Origin of the sequence: Streptomyces sp. R21 (assembly GCF_041051975.1) — a bacterium.
Taxonomy (GTDB): domain Bacteria; phylum Actinomycetota; class Actinomycetes; order Streptomycetales; family Streptomycetaceae; genus Streptomyces.
This window is the reverse complement of sequence record NZ_CP163435.1, coordinates 489750-513873: the sequence shown is the minus strand read 5'-3', so window position 1 is coordinate 513873 and position 24124 is coordinate 489750. Positions and strand designations below refer to the sequence as shown.

Below are 24124 nucleotides of genomic sequence, written 5' to 3'. Positions count from 1 at the left end.
CAGGTCACTGGGCGGTGAAGGTCCATTGGAGGTTGGTGCTGCCGTTCCAGGTCCACTGTTTGGTGACGGAGCCGGAGGCGACCTGGCCGCCGCCGTCGAGGACCAGGCCGGTGGTGCGGTTGGCGATGCTGTACTGGCCGTTGCCGCGGTCGGTGATCTGCCACTGCTGGTTGTTGCCGCCGTTCCAGGAGGTCTGCTGGGCCGGCGCCCCGTTGGTGGTGGAGCCCCAGCCGTCGGCGACCATGCCGTTGGTGCGGTTGACCAGACGGTAGTAGCCGTTGCCCAGGTCGACGGCCTGCCACTGGAGGTTCGGGCTGTCGCCCGGGGTCCACTGCTTGAGGTTGCTGCCGGAGGCGACGTTGCCGCCGCTGTCCAGGGCCAGGCCGTCGGTGACGTTGGTGACGCGGAAGTACGTGGCCGGGTTGAAGATCACCTTCAGAGAGGTGATGGCGTCGTTGTTACTGGTGTCGCGCAGGTCGGCGTTGTCGGCGGTGAAAGTCCAGGCTGTGCCGGAGAAGTCGTCTCCGGAGTAGCCGATCACCTTGTAGCCGGCGGGTATCCGGAAGGAGGAGATGGTGCGCGCCGCAAGGCCGGCGCTCTGCAGTTGCGCGGCGGTGTGGCTGCCCAGCACGAGCCTGGCCGCCGTGCCTCCGTACCAGACATCGCTGTACGCGGTGGCGACGGCGTTGCCGCTGAGGTCGGGTATCCGGCCGGAGAAGGTGAACTTCAGCACGTACGCGAGGGCGCTGAACGGAGCCGAGGACGACGGAAGGGCGATGTGCAGGCCGTCGCTGCTCTGCGTGGGGGTGGGCAGGTTGATGTACGTGCCGCTGTTGGTATTCAGTAACTGCACGGACGTCAGTGCCCCGAGGTCGATGCGTCCGCTCGCCAGGGTGGTGATCGTCGTGGAGCTGCCGGGCCAGCCCAGGACCGTCGCGTACAGGACGTTGTTGGCCTTGTTATGGGTGAACCGGAAGTCCTTGTTCGTCCCGGCCACGGGTTCGGTGAAGGAGCCTCCGCCCATTTTGGTCGGGCCTTCGCCGTAGGCGGTCCAGGCGCGGGTGGCGTACAGGGACTCGCCGAACCGCTTGAGGTGGTCGCCGATGGCGAGCAGGACGTCCTTCTGTCCCTGGGGGATGGTGCCGTCGGCCATGGGGGCGATGTTGAGCAGCATGTTGCCGTTCTTGCTGATCCGGTCGATCAGCGCGTGCACCATCTGGGCGGTGGAGTAGTAGCCGATGCCGACGGTGTAGCACCAACTGGAGTTGCTGACGCTGTCGTCGGTCAGCCAGTACGGGCTCGTGATGTCGGCCGGTCCACCGCGTTCGTAGTCGAACATCTCGCCGTTGTTGTTGTAGCCGTCCTTGTAGGTGGCCACGACTTCTTTGTTCCAGGAGATGGCCTGGTTGTAGTAGTAGGACAGGAAGTTCAGCCGCTGGGTCTCGTCGACCAGGCTCAGGTCGAAGTCCTCCCACAGGATGTCCGGCTGCGCCAGGTCCACGACCTCCTTGAGCTTGTCGAACCACAGCTGGTTCTCCGCGGCGGTGTCGAGCTGCCCGTACAGCTTCTTCAGACTGGTGGTCGGCTGGGCGGGCACGTGGTCGTAGTAGCCGTTGAAGTTGAACGCGTGGTGCATGGCCACCAGCAGTTTCAGGCCCTTGCCCCTGATGGCGTCGCGGAACAGTGCCAGCAGGTTCAGACCCGGCCCGTGCTTGACGGAGTTCCACTCGTTGGCCGAGCTGTTCCACATCGAGAATCCGTCGTGGTGTTCGGAGACCGGTCCGGCGAACTTCGCGCCCGCGTCCACGAACAGCTGGGCCCAGGCGTCCGGGTCGAATCTGCCGCCCTGTGAGACCAGTTTGGGCGCGAACTGAACCCAGTTGCCCGCCTTGTCGCGGGCCCCGTCGAGGAAGTTGTTGTACGGCCATACCGAGGGGTCGCCGTAGGTGGCGACGTGGTGGCTGTTGGCGCCCAGGCCCGGGATGTACATGTTCCGCGGGTACCACTCGTTGTCGTAGGCCGGGACGCTGAAGGCACCCCAGTGGAAGTAGATCCCGAACTTCGCGTCCTGGAACCACTCCGGCGCTGCCGGGTGCTGGTCAACCGACGCCCATGTGGGCGAGTACGACGACGGAGCCGCCAGCGCCCTCGTCGTACCGAGTGTGAGATCCGCCGTCACGGCGGCGACGACACCGGCGGCACTCGACAGGAACACACGTCTGCTGATCGCCATAGCGGAACCCTTCGTCGATTCACGTGGAGGATCTAGGAGACGGACGTCCCGGACGGTCAGACGGGACGTCCCGGACGGTCAGTTCAGGCGGTGAGGGCTCTCGTTGACGCCCCCTCATTCTTGTGCTGCCATGTTGTCTTATGTTCGATTCTGGTTGTCGCGCTGCATTGCTTGCCGACGGGACGTTCGCCGAAATGGGGGCGATTACGACGGCGATAGATGGGATGAATTCTGCGAGGGGTGCCCGGCGGCCCGCACGGTAGGCCCTCTGATCGGCTCACTGAGGACCCGTGAGAGCTTGCCCCCATCGAACCAGTCGGTCAAGAGGGGCGTGCGCAACTACAGGCGCACACATGGGATGTGTCGCTCACTCATGCGTTCGTGGCTCGATGCCTATGCCGTTGTTACGGAGAGGGGTGTCGAGACTCTTGACTGTGCGCTTCTGAAGCAGTTCCCTGATTCTCGCGTTTGATTGTGCGTCATCTTGATTGGGTGCGGTGGCCATGGTGATGAGGTCGACCGGTCGTGCGGCGAGGTGGCACCGGCCTGAGCAGCCGCGGCAGGGCGGGACGCGTCCGACTGGGCCGTCTCGTCTTCTCCGCAGACGGAACGTGCCGTACGGCCGCTCGCGGCCGCACCTACAACTGAGGGACGCCATCGTGTCCAGATCATCGTTGTTCCTGCGCCCCAGGACGGTCTTGGCGGCCGCCGTCCTCTCCCTCGCCGGTCTGTTGTGGGCACCTGCGGCGAACGCCGCGACGAACCAGACCTATTACGTCGCCCCGGACGGAAGCGACGCCAACGCGGGGACCAGCGCTGGAGCGCCGTTACGGACCCTGCAGGCGGCGCAGACGAAGGTCCGGCAGGCACTTTCGGCGAACGTCGTGCCGAGTGTGCAGGCCGCGGGCGGGACTTATGAGCTGCCCTCGGCGTTGACGTTCGGCCCGGCCGACTCCGGGAGATCGGGCTCGCCGGTGCTGTGGCAGGCTGCTCCAGGAGTAAAGGTGGTCCTCGCCGGTGGCAGGAAGCTGCAACCCGCGTGGTCGCCGGATGCGAGCCGGCCCGGGGTGTTCACCGCTCAGATCGGGTCCGGGATCACCATGGACGGCCTGTTCGTCAACGGCCGGCGTCAGGCGCTCGCACGCTACCCGAACGTGGACCCCTCCCAGCCGATCCTCGACGGCTACACCGATCTGGCCACCGTGCAGGCCCGCGCCCGGAACTGGAAGCACCCGGCCCTGGCCTATCTGCGCGCCCTGCACTGCAACAGCTGGGGCGGCGCCTCCTTCAAGGTCACCGGCCTGAACTCGGACGGCACACTAGGGCTGTCCTGGACGGGCGACAACAACCGCCAAGAGGCGTGCCCCAACCAGGCTCAGCCGCTGAACTCGGGCCATGTGATGGTCGAGAACGTGCTGGAAGAGCTCGACGCTCCCGGTGAGTGGCACTACGACTCTGCCGCGGGCACCCTGTACTACTACCCGCCGTCCGGTACCGACCTGCCGAACGCGGCCGTCCAGACAGCCGAGGCGGACGAACTGGTCCACCTGCAGGGCTCCTCGAACACCGACCCGGTCCACGACATCACCTTCAGCGGTTTCACCTTCACCGCCACCCACCGCACCCTGTTCGACCACGCCTACGAGGGCCTTCAACTGGGCGACTGGGCTGTGGCGCGCACCGGTGCCTTCTACACCAAGAACGCCCAGGGCATCACCGTCACCAAGTCCGCCTTCGACCAGCTCGGCGGCAATGGCGTGTTCATGGACGGCTACAACGACGGCAACGTGGTGTCGGGCAGCACCTTCACCGACGACGGCGCCAGCGACGTGCAGACCGTAGGCTCCCGGGCCGCCGTCCGTGATCTGTCCACCTGGTCCCACCAGGTCACCACCCTGGACGACACCACGCCCGGCCCGAAGACCCAGGACTACCCGCGCAACATCACCGTCTCCGGCAACCAGATGTCGCACAACGGGCGCTTCGAGAAGCAGAGCGCGGGGGTGAACATCTCGATGAGCCAGAACATCAGGGTTCTGGGCAACACCATTCATGGCAGCCCACGCTCCTGCGTCAACATCAACGACGGTACGTGGGGCGGGGATCTGATCCAGGACAACGACCTCTTCGACTGCGTGAAGGAGACCAGCGACCACGGTCCGATCAACATGTGGGGCAGAGACCGGTTCTGGCCGCTCAGTGGCGGCGACTCGGTCCAGAAGCGGTACGCCTTGCTGGACGTCGTATCCCCGAACGTGATCGACCACAACCGGATCTGGCACAACTCCCAGTGGGATCTGGACCTGGACGACGGCTCCACCAACTACAAGCTGACCAACAACCTGCTGCTGAACGCCGGCATCAAGCTGCGCGACGGTTTCTACCGCACCGTCAGCAACAACATCCTTGTCAACGGGTCGCTCTACGAGCAGGTCTCCCACGCCGACAACGGTGATGTGATCGAGCACAACATCACGCTGGCGGCACAGCCCTACAGTCTGACCCTCAGCGATCCGGCCAACGCCAAGTATCTCGCCGACCACAACGTGTTCTGGAACAACGGCAACCCGGTGACCGGTCTGGACGGCAGCTGGTCGGCCGACGGAGAAGACCTGCATTCCCGGACCGCCGACCCGCAGTTCACCCACGGCAACCCGTGGACCGATCCCGCCCTGCTGGACTACACCGTCGCCGCCACCTCGCCTGCCCTGGGCCTGGGCTTCGCGAACTTCCCCATGGACACCTTCGGCGTGCCCGGCGCCCCCACCCCGCCCCGGGTGACCTGGCCGAACACAGCACCCGCCGGCGAGGTGCACGCCGTGGGCGCCGGAAAGTGTCTCGACGTGCCGGGATGGTCCACCGCGCAGGGGACGCAACTGGAGATCTGGGACTGCCACGGCGGAGCCAACCAGATCTTCGCCCATGTCTCCTCGGGTGGCCAGTTGACGGTGTACAGCGGCAGCTCGCAGCTGTGCCTGGACGCCGACGGCGGCTCGAACAGCCCGGGCACGAAGGTGATCACCTGGCCGTGCAACAGCCAGACCAACCAGCAGTGGAACCTCAACTCCAACGGCACCATCACCGGGGCGCAGAGCGGGCTCTGCCTGGACGTCAGCGGAGCGTCCACAGCCAACGGCGCCCTGGTCCAACTGTGGACCTGCAACGGCGGATCCAACCAGAAATGGGCTTTCGGCTGACGCCGCAGCGCCTCCGTGCCCGAGCCACGGGCACCGCCCGTCAGAAACGAATGTGGACCTCAGGAGGACGTTGATGGCAGGAAACCGTTGGCCCATGAGGGCGCGGCGCCGATGGTCGGCAGGGTTGACCGTCATGGCACTGGCGGCCGCGCTCCTGGTCGGAACGTCCGCGACGCAGGCGGTCGCCGCATCGACCACGACCATCACGGTGAACGGATCGTCGTCGGGAATGACGTTCGACGGTGAAGGCGCGATCAGCGGAGGCGGCGGGAACAGCCGTCTGCTGGCGGACTACCCTCCGGGCCAGCAGAGTCAGATTCTGGACTACCTGTTCAAGCCCGGGTACGGGGCGCAGGTGCAGATCCTCAAACTGGAAACCGGCGGTTCGGGAAACTCGACCTCGGGCGCGGAACCGTCCATCGAGGAGACCAAAGGCAACATCAACTGCGACGCGGGATATGAATTCTGGCTGGCGCAGCAAGCGGTGCAGCGCAATCCCGGCATCAAACTGTACGGGCTGACCTGGTCCGCTCCCGCGTGGGTGGGATCGACCTTCTACAACGCAGGCGGGATCCAGTACGTCCTGGACTGGCTGGGGTGCGCGAAGCAGCACGGCCTGACGATCAGTTATATGGGCGGCTGGAACGAGCACAGCTACGACGCGAGCTGGTTTTCGCAGCTGCGCAGCGCCCTCGACAACAACGGCTACGGCAGCGTGCGGATCGTGGCCGCCGACGCGAACGACTCGGGCTGGTCGACGGCGGACGGGCTGGCGAACAACCCGGCGTTCAAGGCAGCCACCGCGAAGGTCGGCAACCACTACCCGTGCTCCCCCTACAACGGGTCCAGCTCCTACACCCAGTGCACCAGCACGCCGACAGCCCAGGGGCTCGGACTGCCGCTGTGGGCCAGCGAGAACGGAACGCTGGACTACCAGGCCGGCGGAGCGCCGATGGCGCGCACGGACAACCTGGTCTACCTCCAGGGCAAGATGGTCGCGAACATCAACTGGCCGATCGTGGCAAGCGCCTACCCCGATGTGTCCTTCGTCGGTCAGGGGCTGATCAGGGCGGACCGGCCCTGGTCGGGCACCTACGACGTGGGTCTGTCGACCTGGGCGATGGCACACACCACCCAGTTCGCGCAGCCGGGCTGGAAGTACCTCGACGGCGGCTCCGGCTACCTGGGCGGATCCTCCTACACGCAGGGCAGCTACGTATCGCTGAAGTCGCCGAACAACCACGACTGGTCCACCATCGTCGAGACCACGAGGGCCTCCGGCCCGCAGACGGTGACGTTCAACGTGGGCGGCGGGCTGTCAACGGGAACGGTGCACATCTGGTCGACCAACCTGGCGTCGAGTGATTCGGCCACGTGGTTCGCCCGGAATCAGGATGTCACGCCGGACGGTTCGGGGAACTTCACGGTGACCTTGCAGCCGGACCGGTCCTATTCCTTCACCACCACGACAGGCCAGGGCAAGGGGACCGCGGTCAGCCCGGCGGCGGCGGACCTGACGCTGCCGTACAGCGACGACTTCAGCTCGGCAGCTCGTGGCAGCCAGCCCCGATATCTCGGCACGATGGAGGGCGCGTTCGACGTGCAGCCGTGCGTGGGGCGCTCCGGGAACTGCGTCCAGCAGGAGACACCGGCCCGGCCGCTGGAATGGGGCTTCTTCAACGGCGACACGCGTCCCTACACGGCCGGCGGCAACGGCAACTGGACCAACTACCAGGTCTCCGCGGACGTGATGAACAAGGCCGCCGGATCAGTGGGCATCGCGGGCCGTCAGCAGAGCGCCGGGGAGCAGTGGAACGCGGGAGAGGACCCGACCCATGTGAAGGGCTACTGGTTCGCGCTGAGCGATTCCGGCGCGTGGTCCGTCACGCGTTCCGACTTCTCGGACAACGTGGTGACGCTCGCGAGCGGCACGGCATCGGGCGCGGCGGGACTGGGCACCTGGCACCACCTCACGCTGGGCTTCAGCGGTTCGACGATCACAGCCGCCATCGACGGTACGAAGGTCGCCACGGTCACCGACACCGCGTACGGCGCCGGTAAAGTCGCACTCTTCACCGGCCACTACACGGCCGGCGACCAGTTCGCCAACCTGGCGGTCACGCCGCTGTCGGGCGGCACACCACAGACCGTGACCGTTCCCTACAGCACCACCGGCAGCGGCGTCGACCAGTGGCAGTACTCCGGGTCCTGGTCCAGCGGCGGCGGCAACACCTGGTCCGACACCTCAGGCGACACCGCGACCCTGACCTTCAAGGGAAGCTACGTAGCACTGGACTCTGTCGTCTACGACAGCCAGGGGATCGTGACGGTCTCGGTCGACGGCGGCGCGGCGACCTCGGTGGACCTGTACCGCAATGCGACGCAGGGCGTGACCGCGCCGGTCTTCACCGCCAACAACCTCGACCCGACGGCGAGCCATACCCTCAAGGTCACGGTCACCGGCACCAAGAACTCTGCGTCCAAGGGCAGTTGGGCCTCAGTCGCCTCCGCCGTCGTCGGGACGCCGCAGACCATCCCGTACAGCACCACCGGCAGCGGCGTCGACCAGTGGCAGTACGCCGGGTCGTGGCCCAGCGGCGGCGGTAACACCTGGTCCGACACCGCGGGCGACACCGCCACCCTGAGCTTCAGGGGAAGCGGTGTGACGCTGGATTCCATCGTCTACGACAGCCAGGGGATCGTGACGGTCTCGGTCGACGGCGGCGCGGCGACCTCGGTGGACCTGTACCGCAATGCGACGCAGGGCGTGACCGCGCCGGTCTTCACCGCCAACAACCTCGACCCGACGGCGAGCCATACCCTCAAGGTCACGGTCACCGGCACCAAGAACGCCGCATCCAAGGGCAGTTGGGCCTCAGTCGCCGACGCGGTCATCACCTAGATTCCGTGCGGCGCGGGTATGGCCCGCCGCCACCCGGTCGGGGCCTGAGAGGGAGAGACCGGATGGCGGCGGTGGCGGCGGGGAAGCGGGCGGTCAGTCGTCGATGACCTGCATCGGGTCGTCGGTCAGACTGGCGGCCAACCACTGCTCAACGGCCGTGATGTGGACGGTCGCCGCAGCGGCGGCGAGCAGGGCGTCGCGTGACTGAAGCGCGTCGAGGATCTGCTCGTGGTCCTGATGGGCGTTGTTCAGGGCCTGTCTGGTCTGGCTGCCGCGGACGATGCGGACACGCTGCGTGCGGGTGGAGAGCACTTGCAGCAGCAGCGACAGCACGGGGTTGCCGACCGCTTCGACGATCCTGAGGTGGAAGGCGATGTCGTGGGCGACGAACTCCTCCACCGTGGCGACGGTCCGGGACCGGTTGAGGATGTTGCGCAGTTCCTTGAGGTCCTCCTCCTTCAGTAGCGCGGCGGCCTGCCCGGTCGCCTGCGGTTCGAGCAGCCGTCGTACCTGGAGCAACTGCAGAGCCGTATGGCCGTGCGAGACGTCTGCGGCGAAGGAGAGGCTTTCCAGCAGGAGATGGGGCTCGAGGCTGGAGACGTACGTTCCGTCGCCCTGACGGGTTATCAGGATCCGCATGGCGGTCAGCGCCCGGACCGCTTCGCGCAGCGAATTCCGGGACAGGCCGAGCTGTCCGGCGAGGATCTCCTCCTTGGGCAGCCGTGAGCCGGGCGCGAGTTCGCCGTCGACGATCATCGCCTTGATCTTGTCGATCGCCTCGTCCGTCAGTGCCACGAGCGTGCCTCTCTGAGTCGGGATGTGCCGGGTGGCAGCTGTGCCGGGCCTGGCTCGGGGGCGGCGGAGCCGCCACCTGGGACGCGTCTATTCCTGCTTCTCACCGGAGGCGAAGCGGGAGATGATCAGGGCGACGATGATGATGGCCCCGTTGAGGAACTGGTTCCACAGCGGAGGTACGCCCGCCAGTGTCATGACGTTCACGACCAGCTGAAGGGTCAGTACACCGGTGAGCGCGCCGAATACGGAGCCCTTGCCGCCGTTGAGGCTGACGCCGCCGATGACGGTCGCGGCGAAGACCTGGAAGATCCAGCCGCTGCCCTGCGTCGCGGAGATGGAGCCGTAGTGGCCGGTGTAGAGGATGCCGGCGAACGCGGCGAGGACGCTGCCGATGATGAGGACGATCCACACGATGCGGTCGACACGGACGCCCGCGGTGCGGGCCGCCTCCGCGTTGCCGCCGATCGCGTACAGCGCCCGGCCGTGCCGGAGCCAGGCCAGCGCACTGCCGCCGATGGCGAAGAGCAGCCCGCACACCCAGATGGCGGCCGGCGCGCCGAGCCAGGATGCCTTGCCCAGGTAGGTGAAGGACGGGGGAAGGTCGACGATGGACTGGCCCTCGGAGAGAGCGACTTGCAGGCCGCGGAGCATGGTCAGGGCGCCGAGGGTGACGATGAAGCCGTTGAGGCGCAGTTTGAGGATGAGGAAGCCGTTGACGGCGCCGATGAGTGCGCCGACCAGCAGACAGAGCGGGACGGCCGTCCACTCGGGAAGGAGGCCGAGCCCGTCGAACCTCCCGCCGCTGGTCGGCAGGACGAGCCATACGGCGATGACGGGGGCCACGCCGATGGTGGACTCCAGGGACAGGTCCATCCGTCCGGAGATCAGAATGAAGGTCGTGGCGAGCACCAGCAGACTCAGCTCTGTTGACTGCTGAGCGACGCCGATGAGGTTGTCGGCGGTGAGGAAGGCCGGCGAGACGATGAACCCGATCAGCATCAGGACGAGGATCGCCGGGACCAGGGACAGTTCACGGAAGCGCCCGAGGTGGACCCGGCGGCGCGTGGCGGCCGCGGCGGCCGGCTCAGCCGGGCTCACTGCGGGCTCGGTGAGATCTGTGGTGGCGGGCATGACTACCTTCCGTGCTCGTCTGCGCCGGATGAGGCGGGTACGGCGGATACGGGGAACGTGGTGGCGGGGGGTGCGTCGCCGGAGACCCCTTCGATGGCGGCGACGAGGTGGTCGTCCTGCCAGCCGCGGTCGAACTCGGCGACCACGCGGCCGTGGAACATGACGACGACCCGGTCGCACACTTTGAGGTCGTCCAGTTCGTCGGAGACGACGAGCGCTGCCTTGCCGCCGTCCGCAACCTGCCGGATGCGGCCCAGGAGGAACTCCTTGGACTTGACGTCCACCCCGTTGGTGGGGCGGATCGCCACCAGTACCTGAGGGTCGGTGGCCAGCGCCCGTGCGATGACGACCTTCTGCTGGTTGCCGCCGGAGAGCGCGGAGACCGGCGTGGCGGCTCCTGGAGTCTTGATGTCGAGGTCCTGGATCATGCGTTCGGCGAACGCCTTGGTACGGGCGGGCAGGACCGTGCCGAACGGGCCGAGCTGGTCGGTGACGGTCAGGGTGGCGTTCTCCGCCACGCTGCGGTTGTTGACCAGGCCCTGGAGGTGGCGGTCCTCGGGGACCAGGCCCACTCCGGCGGTGAGGGCGGACGGCACACTTCCGGTGCGCACGGTCTTGCCGCCGACGGAGATGCGGCCTGTCTTGGTGCGGTGCAGACCGGCGATGGCCTCACCCACCTGCACATTGCCGCTGGCGGTGGCGCCGGCGAGCCCGACGACCTCGCCGGCGCGGACCGAGAGGGACAGGTCCTCGCAGACGCCGGGCAGTGTCAGGCCGTCGATCGTCAGCAGTTCCCTGGAGTCGGATCGCGCGGCGGGGGGCCCGCCCGCGGTGGCGGTGACCTTGGCAGCGGACTCACCGGTCATGGCCTCCACCAGGGCCTGGTGGCCGAGTTCGGCGACGGGTGCGGTGAGGATGTGGCTCGCGTCGCGGTAGACCGTGACCGTGGTGCAGAGGTCGTACACCTCTTGCAGGTGGTGGGAGATGAAGAGGAAGGCGACACCCTGGCGCTGGAGGTCGCGGAGCTTTTCGAAGAGCCGGTCGATGCCGCGGGCGTCGAGTTTGGCGGTCGGCTCGTCGAGGATGATGAAGCGAGCGCCGAACGACAGGGCCCGGGCGATCTCCACGAACTGCCGCTGCTCGACGGTGAGGGCCTTGGCCCGAGCGGCGGGGTCGACGGCGACGCCGTACTCGCCGAGCAGTTCCTCGGCACGTCGGCGCAGCTGCTTCCAGCGGATGGGCTGCACCGCGCCGGCGCTCTGCCGGTTCAGGAAGAGGTTCTCGGCGACGGTCAGGTCACCGATGATGGTGGAGCGCTGGTAGACACAGGCGACGCGGGAGCGCCAGGCGTCGATGTCGCCGACGGCGGGCGCCGGCTCGCCCGAGAAGCGCAGGGTTCCGGTGTCGGGCTGCTGGAGGCCGGTGAGGATGGAAACGAGCGTCGACTTGCCGGCGCCGTTGCGGCCGACCAGGGCGTGCGACTCGCCCGGGGCGACGGTGATACGGGCGTCGCGCAGTGCGACGGTCGCGCCGAACCGTTTGCTGATGCCGGTCGCCTCGGCCACCGGGGCCGGGGTGCCGGGGCCGGTCGCCGGGGCGGTCGCGGTGTCCGCCATGGTGGATACCGTCCTTTGTGTACGGAGGCTGGGGCCGAGGGGCGCGGGCGTGCACCCGGGCCGGCGGGGTGAGGTGGGCGTCGGGGGACGGATGGCCGTGCTCCCCCGACGCGGCGGGCAGGAACTGACGACCATCAGCCGACGTTGTTGCCCCACAGGGTCTCGTCGCCGACGTTGTCCTTGGTGACCAGCGGCGCGGGGAGCTGGTCCTCGAGGCCGTTGGGCAGCTTGATGATGGTGGAGTCGTGGTCGGTCGCACCCGGCTTGAAGGTCTTGCCGTCCGCCGCGGCCTGGGCGTAGTACAGCGCGTACTTGGCGTAGAGGTCGGCGGGCTGGGAGATCGTGGCGTCGATCTTGCCCTTGCGGATGGCGTCGAACTCCTGCGGGATGCCGTCGTTGGAGACGATGCTGATGTGGCCCTTCTGCCCGGCGGGCTTGAGCAGCTTCTTCTGCTCCAGCAGGGCCAGGGTCGGCTGCAGGAAGACGCCGCCGGCCTGCATGTAGATGCCGTTCAGGTCCGGGTTCTGGGCGAGCAGCGACTGGAGCTTGGCGGAGGCCACGTCGCCCTTCCAGTCGGTGGGCAGCTCGAACACCTTGATCTTCGGGAACTTGGTCTTCATGCACGCAGCGAAGGCCTCGGAGCGGTCACGTCCGTTGATCGAGTCCAGCGCGCCCTGCAGCTCGGCGACCTTGCCCTTGCCGCCCAGCTGCTTGCCGAGGAACTCGCAGGCCTTGGTGCCGTAGGCCCGGTTGTCGGCACGGACCACCATGTAGACGTCGCCCTTGTCGGGTCGAGTGTCGACGCTGACCACGGGGATCTTCTTCGACGCGAGGGTGTCGAGGGTGGAGGCGATCGCGCCGGTGTCCTGCGGAGCCATGACGACGGCCTTGGCGCCGGTGTTCTGGAACACCTGGACGTTGGCGACCAGCTTGGTGACGTCGTTCTGCGAGTTGCTCAGCGGCAGCGCGTTGGTGTTGTCGGTCTTGATGTCCCTCCTCATGTACTCGGCGTAGGAGTTCCAGAAGTCGGAGTCGGAGCGCGGCAGGTCGATGCCGATGGCGGGCTTGTCACCGCCCGAGGCGGCCGAGGTGCTGCTCTCGCGGTTGCACGCGGTGGCGAGGGCCAGCACGGCGAGGACGGCGGTGGCGGCTGCGGCGGTGGAGCGGGTGTGAGCGAGCTTCATGGCCGTGTTCTCTCCTTAGCCAGGGGCACAGGGCCGCAGGGCGACGGTGGGAGGGGGTGTACCTGCCTGTGGGGAGGGTCGAGGTCGTCGGACGGACAGGTGCCGATCCGGCGCGGAAGACGCGGAGATCGTCCCTGAGCGGGGTGAGCGTGAGGGTCAACCGGGGACCGAGGTGCGGAGGCGAAGCGACCGGCCGGATGCGAGTCGAACGGGCGCACTGGATGTTGCGGCCATTCCTCCGATGTATCTCGGACGACCAGGACGTTACGACGACGTTGCCGCCGTTGACAAGAGGTCGCCGCCAGAGATTTTCCGGACATCGTGCGCAGGGCGTCGAGGCGCCGTTCCGGCCTCCTGACATCGCGTGGACGCCCCACGTGGCCTGCATTTTCGCTGACTTCGTGGGTGAGAGGCGATGCGCTGCGGCAGCTCACGATTCGGCAACGGGAGGCCTCCCAGCGGCAGCTCGGGTGCCGCATCCCTGCGGAGTTGCCCGTTCCGCATGCAGTCTCGCCCCGCTCCCACCAGGGGAGGGGAACCTGCGGGCGGCCCATGGATTCATCGGATGGCGGGTTGGGTGTCAGTCGCGTGGTGGCGCGTGATCGCGGAAGATCGGCGCCCTGGGGGAGCTTGGATGGCAACGCCGAGGAAATACATCCGAGGAATCCATTGCCAGGCGCGATCGCCGCAATCTAAGGTCGCCGTGCCGCCATTCATCCGATGACTGGTGATGTGGAGGAGTGAGGCGTCTTCGAGAGCTGACGCCCCGCGCATCCCAGGCGGCCCGGCCCGACGGCCGAACACCTCTCAGACGAAACCCGCATGGCAAGGGAGCTCCCCAGTGAAACTGCTACGAGTCGGCGCGCCCGGTGAGGAGCGGCCGGCGGTCCGTACCGATGACGGCCGGCTGCTGGACCTGTCCTCGGTGACGCCGGACATCGACGGTGTCTTCCTCTCCTCCGGGGGAGTGGTCCGGGCCCGCGCGGCGGTCGCGGCGGGGAATCTGCCCGAGCTCGACGCGGGCGGCCTGCGGGTCGGCGCACCCGTCACGCGCCCCGGCAAGGTCATCTGTGTCGGGCTGAACTACCGTGACCACGCCGCCGAGACCCGAGCGCCGATCCCGCCGCGTCCGGTGGTGTTCATGAAGGACCCGGGCACGGTCGTGGGCCCCTGCGACGAGGTGCTGATTCCCCGCGGCTCGGTGAAGACGGACTGGGAGGTCGAACTCGCGGTCGTCATCGGACAGCGAGCGCGCTACCTCGACGGGCCGGCCGCCGCGCGGACCGTGATCGCCGGCTATGCGGTCAGCCATGACGTTTCTGAGCGGGAGTTCCAACTGGAGTACTCGCCGCAGTGGGACCTGGGCAAGTCCTGCGAGACCTTCAATCCGCTCGGCCCGTGGCTGGTCACCGCGGACGAGGTCGGCGATCCGCAGGACCTCGGCCTGCATCTGAGCGTCAACGGTGTGAAGCGGCAGGGTGGCCACACCAGCGACATGATCTTCCCGGTCGACCACATCGTGTCCTACCTGAGCCAGTACATGGTCCTCGAGCCGGGCGATGTGATCAACACCGGTACGCCCGCGGGCGTGGCCCTGGGCCTGCCCGGCACCCCCTATCTCCGCGCCGGCGACACCGTCGAGCTGTCCGTCGACGGCCTCGGCAGCCAGCGCCAGACTTTCGGCCAAGCGTGAAAGGCACCCCCTTGACTGCAATCTCCGCCCGGATCACCGCGGTCGACACCTTCGACGTCCGTTTCCCCACCTCACGGGAACTGGACGGCTCGGACGCGATGAACCCGGACCCCGACTACTCCGCGGCCTACGTGGTGCTGCGCACCGACGCCGGTGACGGGCTCGAAGGCCACGGCTTCACCTTCACCATCGGACGCGGCAACGACGTCCAGGTCGCCGCGATCGACGCGCTGCGGCCGCATGTGGTGGGGCGCTCCGTCCAGGACCTGTGCGCCGACCCGGGCTCGCTCAACCGCGACCTGATCGGGGACAGCCAGCTGCGCTGGCTCGGCCCCGAGAAGGGCGTGATGCACATGGCGATCGGCGCCGTGGTCAACGCCGCATGGGACCTGGCCGCCAAGCGGGAGGCCAAGCCGCTGTGGCAACTGCTCGCCGACGCCGACCCCGAGTGGCTGGTCTCCCAGGTCGACTTCCGTTACATCGCCGACGCCCTCACCCCCGAGGAGGCCCTCACCCTCCTGCGCGAGGGCCGGACGGGGCGCGCCGAGCGCGAGGCGATCCTGCTGGAGCGCGGCTATCCCGGGTACACCACCTCCCCGGGCTGGCTGGGCTACTCCGACGACAAGCTCACCCGGCTCGCCAAGCAGGCCGTCGCCGACGGCTTCACCCAGATCAAGCTCAAGGTCGGCGCCGACCTCGACGACGACATCCGTCGGCTGCGCACCGCCCGGGCCGCCGTCGGCGACGGCATCCGCATCGCCATCGACGCCAACCAGCGGTGGAACGTGGACGAGGCGATCGGCTGGACCAACGCCCTCGCCGAGTTCGCCCCGTACTGGATCGAGGAGCCCACCAGCCCCGACGACGTCCTCGGACACGCGACCGTACGCCGGGCGGTGGCGCCGGTGAAGGTCGCCACCGGCGAGCACGTGCAGAACCGGATCGTCTTCAAGCAGCTTCTCCAGGCCGGCGCCATAGACGTCCTCCAGATCGACGCGACACGCGTCGGCGGCGTCAACGAGAACCTCGCCATCCTGCTGCTCGCCGCCAAGTTCGGCGTACCGGTGTGCCCGCACGCCGGCGGGGTGGGACTCTGCGAGCTGGTGCAGCACCTGTCGATGTTCGACTTCCTGGCGCTGTCCGGCACCACCGAGAACCGGGTCATCGAGTACGTCGACCACCTCCACCAGCACTTCACCGCACCCGTGGTGATGCGCGAGGGCCACTACACCGCGCCGCTCGCCCCGGGCTTCTCCGCCACGATGCGGGAGGAGTCCCTCGCCGAATACCGCTACCCGGACGGGACGTTCTGGGTCGCCGACCGCGCCGGACAGGAGGATGCGGGATGACGGATCTGTCAGGTCTCAGAGCGGTCGTCACCGGAGGCGCTGCCGGGATCGGGCTCGCCACGGCCCGCGCGCTGGCCGCGCGGGGCGCGGCGGTGGCAGTACTCGACCTCGAACCCGCCGGTGTGCCACAGCCGTTGCTCGGCCTCAAGGCCGACGTGAGCGACGACGCCTCGGTGCGCGCCGCCGTGGAGGCCGCGGCCACCGGGCTGGGCGGCATCGACATCCTCGTGAACAACGCGGGCATCGGCGCCATCGGTACCGTCGAGGACAACCCCGACGAGCAGTGGCACCGCGTCCTGGACGTCAACGTCCTCGGCATCGTCCGCACCACCCGCGCCGCGCTGCCCCATCTGCGGCGGTCCGCGCACGCGGCCGTCGTCAACACCTGCTCCATCGGCGCCACCGCGGGCCTTCCACAGCGCGCCCTGTACTGCGCCAGCAAGGGCGCCGTGCTGTCCCTCACCCTGGCCATGGCCGCCGACCACGTCCGCGAGGGCATCCGCGTCAACTGCGTCAACCCCGGCACCGCCGACACGCCCTGGGTGGGCCGGCTGCTGGACGCCGCCGACGACCCGGAAGCAGAGCGTGCCGCGCTCAACGCCCGCCAGCCCATGGGCCGTCTGGTCACCGCCGACGAGGTCGCCGCGGCCATCGTCTACCTCGCGAGTCCCGCCGCGGCCAGCGTCACCGGGACCGCGCTCGCGGTGGACGGCGGCATGCAGGGGCTACGGCTGCGCCCGGCGGCCCAGTCGTGAGGACCACCACGCTGGGCGGCTGCACGGTCGAGGTCACGCAGCTCGCGCTCGGCTGCGCGGGCCTCGGCAACCTCTACCAGCCGGTCACCGACGAGGCCGCCCTCGCCACCGTGGAGGCGGCCTGGGACGCCGGAATCCGCACCTTCGACACCGCACCCCACTACGGGCTGGGCCTGTCGGAGCGGCGGCTCGGCTCGGCACTGCGCGGCCGCCCCCGGGACACGTACACCGTCTCCACCAAGGTGGGCCGGCTGCTCGTGCCGAACCCGGGAGGCGGGGCCGGTGACGACCTCGCCGACGGCTTCGCCGTCCCGGCCACCCACCGCCGCGTCTGGGACTTCACCGCCGACGGCGTCCTGCGCTCGCTGGAGGCGAGCCTGGACCGCCTCGGACTGGACCGGGTCGACATCGTCCTGCTGCACGACCCGGACGAGCATGCCGAGCAGGCCCTGCGCGAGGCCTACCCGGCGCTGGAGCGGCTGCGTGCCGAAGGCGTGGTCGGGGCGATCGGCGTCGGCATGAACCAGTCCGCGCTGCCCGCCCGCTTCCTGCGCGAGACCGACATCGACGTGGTGCTGCTGGCCGGCCGCTACACCCTGCTGGACCAGGACGGCCTCACCGAACTGCTGCCGGAGGCCGCCGCCCGCGGCCGGAGCGTCATGATCGGCGGGGTCTTCAACTCCGGGCTGCTCACCGCCCCCCGGCCCGGCGCCACATACGACTACGCCCCCGCGCCCGGGCCGGTGCTCGACCGCGCGCTGCGCCTGCTGGCGGTGTGCGAGCGCCACGGCGTGCCGCTGCGCGCCGCCGCGCTGCGCTTCCCCTTCGGCCACCCCGCGGTAGCGAGCGTCCTGACCGGCGCCCGCTCCCCACTCGAGGTGCGCGACACGGTCGAACAGCTGCGCCGCCCTATCCCGGACGCGCTGTGGGACGAACTGCGCGCCGAGGACCTGCTGACCCCGGGCACCCCCGTCCCCGTAGCCACGTCGTCGAAGGAACCGTCATGAGGCTCGCCCTGCACACCAAGGTCCGTGCCGACCGCATCGAGGAGTACGAGGCCGCGCACCGTGAGGTGCCCGAGGAACTCACCGCCGCCATCCGCGCCGCAGGGGTGCGGGAATGGACGATCTGGCGCAGCGGCACAGACCTGTTCCACGTGCTGGAGGTCGAGGACTACCAGGCCATGATCGCCGAACTCGACAAGCTGCCCGTCAACATCACCTGGCAGGCCCGGATGGCCGAACTCCTCGACGTCGTCCACGACTACTCCGCGCAGGGCGCGGACGCCTCGCTGCCGGTGGTGTGGGAACTGTGACCGCAACCGACACCGGGCCCGGCTTCGTGGACGCCCACCATCACGTGTGGGACCTGTCCGTCCGCGACCAGGACTGGATCAGCGGAGACGAACTCGCCCCGCTGCGCCGCGACTTCACCCTCGGTGACCTGGAGCCGGAGGCCCGCGCCGCCGGGGTCACCGCCACCGTGCTGGTGCAGACGATCACCGTGCCTGAGGAGACACCGGAGTTCCTGGCCCTGGCCGCGCGCAGCGAACTGGTCGCAGGAGTCGTCGGCTGGACCGACCTGACCGCCCCCGATGTCGCCGGGACCCTCGCGAAGCTGCGCGCGGGTCCCGGAGGGGAGCACCTGGCGGGCATCCGCCACCAGGTGCAGGGCGAGCCGGACCCGCGCTGGCTCGTACGCCCCGAGGTACTGCGCGGCCTTTCCGCAATCGCCGAAGCGGGACTTGTCTACGACCTCGTGGTGAAGCCCCACCAACTGGCAGCGGCCGTCGAGGCCGCGGAGCGCCTGCCCGGCCTCACCTTCGTCCTCGACCACCTCGGCAAGCCGCCCATCGCGTCCGGCGAACTCGCCCCCTGGGCGCAGCAGATCCGCAGCCTCGCCGCCCTCCCCAACACCGTCTGCAAACTCTCCGGCATGGTCACCGAAGCCGACTGGGACTTCTGGACCATCGCGGCCCTCACACCGTACGCCGACACCGTGCTCGACGCCTTCGGGCCCGGGCGGCTGATGTTCGGCTCCGACTGGCCCGTCTGCCGGCTCGCCGCCACGTACGCCGAGGTGATCGCCGTCGCCCGCGTGCTGACGGCCGGGCTGAGCCCGGCCGAGCGTCACGACGTCTTCACCGGCACGGCCATGCGGACCTACGACCTGCCCGTCACCGCACGGCCGGCCCCGCCCCGGGAAACCCCATGCGCATAGCCCTGTTCATCACCTGCTTCAACGACACGATGTTCCCCCGCACCGGTCAGGCCGTGACCGAGCTGCTGGAACGCCTCGGCCACACCGTGGAGTTCCCGCAGGGCCAGACCTGCTGCGGCCAGATGCACTTCAACAGCGGCTACCGTCCCGAGACCGTCCCCATGGTCCGCCGCTTCGCCGAGGTCTTCGCGGGCTACGACGCCGTCGTCGCCCCCTCCGGGTCCTGCGCGGGCATGGTGCGCGACCACCACCGCGTGGTGGCGGCCCAGTACGGCGATGCCGCCCTCGCCGAGTCGGTCGAGCAGGTGGTGCCGACGGTGTACGAACTGTCGGAACTGCTCGTCGACGTCCTCGGCGTCACCGACGTCGGCGCGTACTTCCCGCACCGCGTCACCTACCACCCGACCTGCCACTCGCTACGCATGCTGCGCGTCGGCGACCGGCCGCTCAGGCTGCTGCGCGCGGTGAAGGGCATCGACCTCGTCGAACTGCCCGCCGCGGAGTCCTGCTGCGGCTTCGGCGGCACCTTCGCGCTGAAGAACGCCGACGTCTCCAACTCCATGCTCGCCGACAAGATGCGCCATGTGCAGGACACCGGCGCCGAGTTCCTGACCGCGGGCGACAACTCCTGCCTCACGCACATCGGCGGCGGACTGTCCCGGCTGCGTACCGGCGTCGGCACGATGCACCTGGCCGAGATCCTGGCCTCCACGGAAGGAGACGTACGGTGAGCGGTGCCGACAATGTCGTGTGGCTGGGCACCCCGGCCTTCCCCGAGGCGGCGCGCACCGCGCTCGCCGACACCCGGCTGCGGGCGAACCTGCGCCGGGCGACCGGCACCATCCGCGACAAGCGGATCGCCGTCGCCGCCGAACTGGAGGACTGGGAGGAGCTGCGGGAGACGGCCGCCGCGGTCAAACGTCGCACCCTGCGCCACCTCGACCACCACCTCCTGCGCCTCGAGAAGACGGTGACCGCCGCGGGCGGAGTGGTCCACTGGGCGGCGGACGCCGCCGACGCCAACCGCATCGTGACCGCGCTGGTGCAGGCGACCGGCGAGGACGAGGTCGTCAAGGTCAAGTCGATGGCCACGCAGGAGATCGGCCTCAACGAGGCGCTTGCCGACGCGGGCATCCGCGCCTACGAGACGGATCTCGCGGAACTCATCGTGCAGTTGGGCGGCGACCGCCCCTCGCACATCCTGGTGCCGGCCATCCACCGGGGCCGCTCCGAGATCCGGGAGATCTTCCGGCGGGAGATGGGGGAGTGGGGCCGGCCCGCCCCCGAGGACCTCACCGACGAGCCCCGCGACCTCGCCGAGGCGGCCCGGCTCCACCTGCGGGAGAAGTTCCTGCGGGCCAAGGTCGCCGTCTCCGGCGCCAACTTCGCGGCGGCCGACACCGGCACGGTGGTGGTCGTGGAGTCGGAGGGCAACGGGCGGATGTGCCTCACGCTGCCGGAGACTCTGATCACCGTCATGGGCATCGAGAAGGTCCTGCCCTCCTTCGCGGACCTCGAGGTCTTCCTCCAGCTGCTGCCACGCTCGTCGACCGGCGAGCGGATGAACCCCTACACCTCGCTGTGGACCGGTGTCACCAAGGGCGACGGTCCCCGGAACTTCCATCTGGTGCTGCTCGACAACGGACGCAGTGCGACCCTGGCCGACGAGGTGGGTCGCCAGGCCCTCGCCTGCATCCGCTGCTCGGCCTGCCTGAACGTCTGCCCGGTGTACGAGCGCACGGGCGGCCACGCCTACGGCTCGGTCTACCCCGGCCCGATCGGCGCCGTACTGACCCCGCAGCTCGTCGGTGTCGAGAACGCGGCCTCCCTGCCCTTCGCCTCGACGCTGTGCGGCGCCTGCTACGACGCCTGCCCCGTGAAGATCAACATCCCCGAGGTGCTGGTTCATCTGCGCGCCGAGGCCGTGGAGGCCAAACGCCGGGACCGGCTGCTCCCGACCGCCGAGGCGCTCGCCATGAAGGCGGCGGGCGCCGTGCTGTCCTCACCGCGGCGGCTGGCCGCCGTACAACGGCTGGCGGCCGCAGGCGCCCGGCTGGTGGCCCGTGACGGCCTGATCGGCGCCCTGCCGGGTCCGTTCGCCCGCTGGTCCGGCACCCGGGACACCCCGGTATCCGCCCGGGAGTCCCTGCGCGCCTGGTGGCGCCGTACGCGAACACCCACGAGCGAACACGATGAAGGCAGTCGTACGACGGCAGACGGAAAGGGGCGACGATGAACGGCCGCGAGACCGTCCTGAGCGCGGTTCGGGAAGCACTGTCCGGTGTTCCGGAGTCCGAACTTCCCCAGGACGCACACCTGCCGCCCGAGAACCGCGCCGACCATGCGGGACCGGACATCGTCGGACTGTTCGCCGAGCGCGCCGCCGAATACCGCGCCACGGTGGTCCGCGTTCCGGCGAACGGTGCCGCGGCCGCCGTCGCCCGCGCGCTGGCCCGCACCGGAGCACGGTCCCTGGTGGTGCCTGCCGGGCTTCCCGAGGACCTGGTTCCGGAGGGGGAGTGGTCGCTCCTGGCGGATGTCCCGCCACTGTCCGTCGGGCAACTCGACGCGGCGGACGCCGTGATCACCACCGTCGCCGTCGCCATCGCCGTCACCGGCACCGTGACCCTCGACCACGGTCCGGGCCAGGGGCGGCGCGCCCTGACCCTGCTCCCGGACCAGCACATCTGCGTGGTCCGGGAGGACCAGATCGCTCCCGACGTGCCCGAGGCGCTGAGCCTGCTCGATCCGTACCGGCCGCTGACCCTGATCTCCGGTCCGTCGGCCACCAGCGACATCGAACTGGACCGGGTCGAGGGCGTGCACGGGCCGAGGACTCTGGACATCGTCGTGGTGGGGGACGCGTAGCCGACGGCACCGGAATCTGACGGCAGGCAGGCAGCGTGGTCGGGTGGCCGCGCTGCGCAGCTGTGCCCTTTTCACCCACTGAAGCCTAAACGCTATACGTCCGATGTTTTGTGGAGTTGAAATTCCCGGAGGGGCCATGACCTGGCTTTATCTGGATTCTCTGTCATTGCTCTAGACAGTGACCACGTCTTCACCTGTTAATACATCCCATGTCCGTGAGGGCCGTAGCGCCCGCAGGACCCGAGCCGCCGTTCTCCACGGGTCTGTGCTGTGCCGCGGACAAGCAGTTACGACGCCCTGTGTCCTTACACCCCCTCCAGGAGCCGCACGATGTCCTCCGCCCCCCTCAGCAGGCGCTCCATCCTCAAGGCCGCAACCCTCGCCGGCACCACCGTGGCATTCGGTCTGCCTGCCACCCTGTGGCCCGCCACGGCCGAGGCCTACTCCGTCTCCTCGAAGCTGGACTGGTGGTACCAGGCCCGGTTCGGGATGTTCATCCACTTCGGGTCCTACGCCCACCTGAAGCAGGGCGAGTGGGCGTTCAGCGTCAGCCGCTGGAGCAAGGCCGACTACCAGAACCAGGTGACCAAGGGGTTCAACCCGTCCAGCTTCAACGCCAATACGATCGCCGATCTGGCCAAGAACGCGGGCATGAAGTACCTCGTGATCACCGCCAAGCACCACGAGGGCTACGCCATGTGGGACTCCGACGTCCCGGGCTTCACCGACACCACCGGCACCAAGCTGTACAACCTGCACGACTACAACGGCTTCCAGCCCGACCTGCTGGCCCAGTTGAAGTCCGCGTGCGAGAGCCGGGGCATCAAGTTCGGGCTCTACTACTCGATCCTCGACTGGCAGCACCCCTCCCAGACCTGCGACAGCGACAAGAGCTACTCCACCATGTCGTCGCTGACCGCCCGCACCGCCTACATCAACGACATGAAGGCCCAGCTGCAGGAACTGCTGAACCGCTACGACCCGGCCATCCTGTGGTTCGACGGCGACTGGTGCGGCAACCCCTCCCAGCCCACGCTCAGCGACTGGTGGACCAAGCCCGACGGCGAGGACCTGTACCGCTGGCTGATGGACCGCAAGCCCAATCTCATCGTCAACGAGCGCGTCAAGCGGGACCAGGGTCTCGGTGACTACGCCGTCGCGGAGTTCGGCATCCCCAACGCGCCGCTTGACCGGCCGTGGGAATCCTGCGCCACCATGAACGACGCCTGGGGCTACAACGCGGGCAAGGAGAACCAATACCGCTCGGTCCAGACCATCATCAGGGAGATGGTCACCGTCGTCTCCCGGGACGGCAACTACCTGCTCAACATAGGCCCCGACGGCGGCACCAGCAGCGACGGCACCGTCACACCCGGGTCGGTGACCGTTCTGAACGGCCTGGCCTCGTGGATGGCCACCCACTCCGACAGCATCCACGGCACCAGCGGCAGCCCCTTCGCCACCGAGCCGTCCTGGGGCAAGATCACCAAGAAGAGCGGCAAGCTCTTCGCCCACGTCTTCAACTGGCCCACCAACGGCATCCTGCAGATCCCGGAGGTGTACAACACGATCAACCGCATCTACCTGATGAACAACCCCTCCGCCAACCTCAACTACTGGATCAGCGGCGGGCAGATCAACATCCAGGTGCCGGCCAGTGCGCCCAACACGAACGACTCCGTCGTCTGCGTCGAGGTCAACGGCACGCCGGCCGTCCTGGCAGGCGGCGTCTACCGGCTCCTCTGCGCCCGGAGCGGTAAGGCCCTCGACAACTACAACACCACCGCCGAAGGCAACCAGGTCATCCAGTGGGCCTCCAACGGCGGTTCCCCCCAGCAGTGGACGGTCACCGACCTGGGCCACGGCTACTACAAGCTCCTCTGCGTCCGCAGCGGTAAGGCCCTCGACGACGACAACAACACCGGCGACGGCGCAGGAATGGTGCAGAAGACCGACAACGGCAGCAACCAGCAGCAGTGGGCCATCACCTCGCTGGGCGGCGGCGGGTACCGGCTCATCAACCGCCACAGCGGAAAGGCACTGGACAACGGCAACACCGACGCGGACAGCCAGGTCATCCAGTGGACCCCCAACGGGGGCTCCCCGCAGCAGTGGAACATGACCAAGATCGGCTGAACACCCCCGGGGTGGTGCGCCCCGGGCCTGCCCGCCACCCCGGAA

At 68.7% G+C, this 24124-nt stretch carries 17 protein-coding genes; 12 read left to right on the top strand and 5 right to left on the bottom strand.

From position 1 onward, the window contains the following. Positions 1-4: 4 nt before the first annotated feature. A complete protein-coding gene (locus AB5J56_RS02475; protein ID WP_369229536.1) occupies positions 5-2233 on the bottom strand; it encodes an alpha-L-fucosidase in 2229 nt (742 codons plus the stop codon). A 659-nt stretch (positions 2234-2892) separates the two neighbouring features. Here AB5J56_RS02475 and AB5J56_RS02470 point away from each other — a divergent pair. Together AB5J56_RS02470 and AB5J56_RS02465 are read left to right on the top strand one after the other, a co-directional pair. After that, complete coding sequence (locus AB5J56_RS02470; RefSeq protein ID WP_369229534.1) at positions 2893-5430, top strand: RICIN domain-containing protein; 2538 nt, start codon at positions 2893-2895, stop codon at positions 5428-5430. 133 nt (positions 5431-5563) lie between these two features. Then, entirely contained in the window at positions 5564-8332 is a 2769-nt protein-coding gene (locus tag AB5J56_RS02465) for a galactosylceramidase (protein ID WP_369229532.1), read from the top strand. 93 nt (positions 8333-8425) lie between these two features. Here AB5J56_RS02465 and AB5J56_RS02460 read toward each other — a convergent pair whose 3' ends face one another. The 4 genes from AB5J56_RS02460 to AB5J56_RS02445 all read right to left on the bottom strand — a co-directional run bounded on the left by AB5J56_RS02460 (position 8426) and on the right by AB5J56_RS02445 (position 13058). After that, on the bottom strand, positions 8426-9127 hold the full coding sequence (locus AB5J56_RS02460) for a FadR/GntR family transcriptional regulator (protein WP_369229530.1): 702 nt from the start codon (positions 9125-9127) through the stop codon (positions 8426-8428). 87 nt (positions 9128-9214) lie between these two features. Beyond that, on the bottom strand, positions 9215-10258 hold the full coding sequence (locus AB5J56_RS02455) for an ABC transporter permease (protein WP_369229528.1): 1044 nt from the start codon (positions 10256-10258) through the stop codon (positions 9215-9217). 2 nt (positions 10259-10260) lie between these two features. Further along, positions 10261-11874: a sugar ABC transporter ATP-binding protein gene (locus AB5J56_RS02450; protein ID WP_369229526.1), complete on the bottom strand. Its 1614-nt coding sequence runs from the start codon at positions 11872-11874 to the stop codon at positions 10261-10263. 134 nt (positions 11875-12008) lie between these two features. Continuing rightward, the gene (locus AB5J56_RS02445) at positions 12009-13058 is read right to left on the bottom strand and encodes a sugar ABC transporter substrate-binding protein (protein WP_369229525.1); all 1050 of its coding nucleotides are present in this window, start codon (positions 13056-13058) and stop codon (positions 12009-12011) included. Between the two features lie 841 nt (positions 13059-13899). On the opposite strand from AB5J56_RS02445, the gene AB5J56_RS02440 reads away from it, so the two are divergent. The 10 genes from AB5J56_RS02440 to AB5J56_RS02395 all read left to right on the top strand — a co-directional run bounded on the left by AB5J56_RS02440 (position 13900) and on the right by AB5J56_RS02395 (position 24079). Then, positions 13900-14751 carry a fumarylacetoacetate hydrolase family protein gene (locus tag AB5J56_RS02440; RefSeq protein ID WP_369229523.1) on the top strand — a complete coding sequence of 284 codons (852 nt, stop codon included), beginning with the start codon at positions 13900-13902 and terminating at the stop codon, positions 14749-14751. Positions 14752-14762: 11 nt separating this feature from the next. After that, positions 14763-16100 carry an L-fuconate dehydratase gene (locus AB5J56_RS02435; protein ID WP_369229521.1) on the top strand — a complete coding sequence of 446 codons (1338 nt, stop codon included), beginning with the start codon at positions 14763-14765 and terminating at the stop codon, positions 16098-16100. Further along, positions 16097-16855, top strand: a complete 759-nt coding sequence (locus tag AB5J56_RS02430; protein ID WP_369229519.1) for an SDR family NAD(P)-dependent oxidoreductase — start codon at positions 16097-16099, stop codon at positions 16853-16855. The genes AB5J56_RS02435 and AB5J56_RS02430 overlap by 4 nt, the downstream gene beginning before the upstream one ends. Continuing rightward, the gene (locus tag AB5J56_RS02425; RefSeq protein ID WP_369229517.1) at positions 16852-17862 is read left to right on the top strand and encodes an aldo/keto reductase; all 1011 of its coding nucleotides are present in this window, start codon (positions 16852-16854) and stop codon (positions 17860-17862) included. Before AB5J56_RS02430 ends, AB5J56_RS02425 begins: the two co-directional genes overlap by 4 nt. Beyond that, positions 17859-18170, top strand: a complete 312-nt coding sequence (locus tag AB5J56_RS02420) for an L-rhamnose mutarotase (RefSeq protein WP_369229516.1) — start codon at positions 17859-17861, stop codon at positions 18168-18170. Before AB5J56_RS02425 ends, AB5J56_RS02420 begins: the two co-directional genes overlap by 4 nt. Further along, complete coding sequence (locus tag AB5J56_RS02415; RefSeq protein WP_369229514.1) at positions 18167-19075, top strand: amidohydrolase; 909 nt, start codon at positions 18167-18169, stop codon at positions 19073-19075. Before AB5J56_RS02420 ends, AB5J56_RS02415 begins: the two co-directional genes overlap by 4 nt. Further along, positions 19066-19806 (top strand): (Fe-S)-binding protein, encoded by a 741-nt coding sequence (locus AB5J56_RS02410; protein ID WP_369229512.1) that lies wholly within the window; start codon positions 19066-19068, stop codon positions 19804-19806. Before AB5J56_RS02415 ends, AB5J56_RS02410 begins: the two co-directional genes overlap by 10 nt. Beyond that, positions 19803-21311: a LutB/LldF family L-lactate oxidation iron-sulfur protein gene (locus tag AB5J56_RS02405; RefSeq protein WP_369229510.1), complete on the top strand. Its 1509-nt coding sequence runs from the start codon at positions 19803-19805 to the stop codon at positions 21309-21311. Before AB5J56_RS02410 ends, AB5J56_RS02405 begins: the two co-directional genes overlap by 4 nt. Continuing rightward, positions 21308-21943: a lactate utilization protein C gene (locus AB5J56_RS02400; protein ID WP_369229508.1), complete on the top strand. Its 636-nt coding sequence runs from the start codon at positions 21308-21310 to the stop codon at positions 21941-21943. The genes AB5J56_RS02405 and AB5J56_RS02400 overlap by 4 nt, the downstream gene beginning before the upstream one ends. A gap of 330 nt (positions 21944-22273) precedes the next feature. Beyond that, positions 22274-24079 (top strand): alpha-L-fucosidase, encoded by a 1806-nt coding sequence (locus AB5J56_RS02395; RefSeq protein ID WP_369229506.1) that lies wholly within the window; start codon positions 22274-22276, stop codon positions 24077-24079. Positions 24080-24124: the final 45 nt, after the last annotated feature.

Excerpts from the sequence above, each read along its gene's own strand:
- AB5J56_RS02475 (WP_369229536.1), bottom strand. The coding sequence starts at position 2,233 with ATGGCGATCAGCAGACGTGTGTTCCTGTCGAGTGCCGCCGGTGTCGTC.
- AB5J56_RS02465 (WP_369229532.1), top strand. The coding sequence starts at position 5,564 with ATGGCACTGGCGGCCGCGCTCCTGGTCGGAACGTCCGCGACGCAGGCG.
- AB5J56_RS02455 (WP_369229528.1), bottom strand. The coding sequence starts at position 10,258 with ATGCCCGCCACCACAGATCTCACCGAGCCCGCAGTGAGCCCGGCTGAG.
- AB5J56_RS02450 (WP_369229526.1), bottom strand. The coding sequence starts at position 11,874 with ATGGCGGACACCGCGACCGCCCCGGCGACCGGCCCCGGCACCCCGGCC.
- AB5J56_RS02445 (WP_369229525.1), bottom strand. The coding sequence starts at position 13,058 with ATGAAGCTCGCTCACACCCGCTCCACCGCCGCAGCCGCCACCGCCGTC.
- AB5J56_RS02430 (WP_369229519.1), top strand. The coding sequence starts at position 16,097 with ATGACGGATCTGTCAGGTCTCAGAGCGGTCGTCACCGGAGGCGCTGCC.
- AB5J56_RS02420 (WP_369229516.1), top strand. The coding sequence starts at position 17,859 with ATGAGGCTCGCCCTGCACACCAAGGTCCGTGCCGACCGCATCGAGGAG.
- AB5J56_RS02410 (WP_369229512.1), top strand. The coding sequence starts at position 19,066 with ATGCGCATAGCCCTGTTCATCACCTGCTTCAACGACACGATGTTCCCC.
- AB5J56_RS02400 (WP_369229508.1), top strand. The coding sequence starts at position 21,308 with ATGAACGGCCGCGAGACCGTCCTGAGCGCGGTTCGGGAAGCACTGTCC.
- AB5J56_RS02395 (WP_369229506.1), top strand. The coding sequence starts at position 22,274 with ATGTCCTCCGCCCCCCTCAGCAGGCGCTCCATCCTCAAGGCCGCAACC.